This window comes from Empedobacter tilapiae, assembly GCF_004785645.1.
Classification (GTDB): domain Bacteria; phylum Bacteroidota; class Bacteroidia; order Flavobacteriales; family Weeksellaceae; genus Empedobacter; species Empedobacter tilapiae.
The window spans coordinates 1-2,439 of sequence record NZ_SRPE01000024.1; the positions used below are offsets into that span (position 1 = coordinate 1).

Consider the following 2,439-nt stretch of genomic DNA (forward strand, 5'->3'; position numbering starts at 1 on the left):
TCATTAGCATAAATAGTACTTGTTGATGGTAATTGATTTGCTAAAACTCTTCCTTGTGTATCAGAGCCTAACAACGCAATATCTTTTGTATCTCCAAAAACATTACTTAACTGATTGGTTATTGAACTTCGCGCATTTATTTCTCCATAACTACTATAAGGACCTGTAATCCCAAACGAATTTAAAATTGCACTAAAATCGTACTGCGGATTATCTATGTTAATAATAGCTACACCTCCTAATTTTACATAATCAGCAATTTTCTGTGCATTTTCACTCGAAACTTTTTCAAAAAAGCCATTAATAATATCATAATTAACTTTTAATTGAGCTGCTGTAGTCGTTTCTAGAAGCGATGTAATATTTGAAAACTCAAAACCAGTAATCCCTTTGAAGGTTCCTGTTGGCCCATAATTTACAGGATTAGTTAATTGGCTATTATAGGCAGGAAAAGCATTTCCTCCAATTACCCAAGAACCATAAGAGCCTAATCTTATTTTTCTTGGTGTTTCTCCACTAGAACCACACGTGTTTTTTATACAATTCCAAATAGTCCCATTGTATAATTGTACACACTTCGCATCAATATTATAAATAATCATTCCTTCTTTTGGTTCAGTAATCTTAGTAGAATTCTGAACTCGAGTAATCACCATTCCTTTTGTATTAGATTCTAATGCCAAAAAACCATTTGGAATAATACCTGGCCAAACTTCTTGTTTGCTGTGAGTTGTGATTCCTGAGTTTGTAGGTATACCAGCTGTTAAGAAATCTCCAGGTTTAGTGCAATCTTTTACAGTTGTTATTGTAACAGGAATTGAATAAACATATCCACAACTTGCAGAACCTACAATAGCTCTGAATTGTTGATTATTTACAGGATTTGGATAACTAAGATGTATAGAAGACGTGTTGTTAACATCTGTCCAAGTGGAACCATTTATACTTGTTTGCCAACCAACAACGTTACCTAAATTATTTCTTAACGAGATTTCTGCAGAAGTACCTATTATTATAGGCATTATTTGATTTGTATATGCTTCTCCTCCTTCTACCAAATTTATTTGTGGTACTTTTTGATTCACAACTTCACTTATTGCCCATGACCAAACATTACCCCATGCTATATCTGTATCGTTAGTTATACTACTTCCTGCACTTATTGTCCCTCCAACTGAAGTAAAAAAATCTGTATCTGCAAACAAAAGATCTCTATACTTATTGTTAAATAGAATTGTAGAATTACCATTACTATTTTTAGCTAAAGAAATCCCTCTACAATTTGTAGAAAAATAACCTTGAGAACCCCCACCTTGGTATAAACTAGTAACATTACCAAATGCTCCAGAAAAGATATTAATAAAGTTTTCTTTATCAGATACTAAAGGAGTAGTAGGATTTAGATTACCATTTGCTATCCCATATCCCATATGCGTAGATATAGGACTTCCACTGGCTTGTTCCATTATTAATAATACTTTACCAGGTAAGGAACTCCATTCTAAAAGGATATCCATCTCAGATACTGAAAAACTACTATTTGATGAAAAGGCTCCTATAAATATAATGTCGTAACTCATTATGTCTCCTGTACTTTTTATAGAACCACTAATCCCAAAGTTATTGTTAATAATTAGCTTATGTCCAATAATACCTGAAGTTCCAAAGTTAATAGGGTTTTGCAATTTGCTTAAAGCATTCGTCATTTTACTTCCATTTAAGGTGTATCCGTTATCGGCTGTAGGATTTCGATTGGAATCAGGAATATTAAGAACCTGAATATCTTGTGCATAAATTTTTACATTCATTAATAAGATAGCTATTAATATGTAAAAAATATTTTTTGTGTTTTTCATAGGTTTATAATTATTTTAATTAAATGATTTTTTGGCTGTATTTACTATTCTTATTTATTATTAATAATTTTAAATTGTTATATAATTATACCCATGTATAAAATAAAAAAAGTCGATTGTTATTTTCATAATTTTAAATTGTTTAGTGATTATTTTATGAATAGTCCTTCCTAGACTATTTGTTCAGTGTATTGATTTACAGAGCAATAAATTATAAAAGTGATTTTTAGTTAATTACTCATTTAATAAGCAATTAAAAACACTTTTGTTTTAAAAAAAGAATACTTAAAAAGAGAGTTAAGACAGTATTTTTCAGTAATTTGCTTTGTTTTTAAAAAAAGAATATATTTGCATAAAAAGTAGTCTAGGAAGGACTACTTTTTTTTGTTAAATTCGTTCATTATTAATTTATTAAATCTGATTGAATGACATTTAATTTTTTCTTGCCTGATAATGGAGACCTAAAAAATATCCATCTTTCTTTAATTGATCAATCTCAAAATAAAAAATATACATTCAGAACTTCTCTTCGAATAAAAGCTGATCAATGGGATGATAAAAAGCAACGTCCATTCAATATTTA

Annotated in this window: 1 pseudogene; it reads right to left on the bottom strand. The window is 29.6% G+C overall.

The features are described 5' to 3' along the window. Window positions 1–1,856 (bottom strand): annotated as a pseudogene (locus E4J94_RS17515) (hypothetical protein); the annotation flags it as partial. Window positions 1,857–2,439 lie beyond the last annotated feature (583 nt).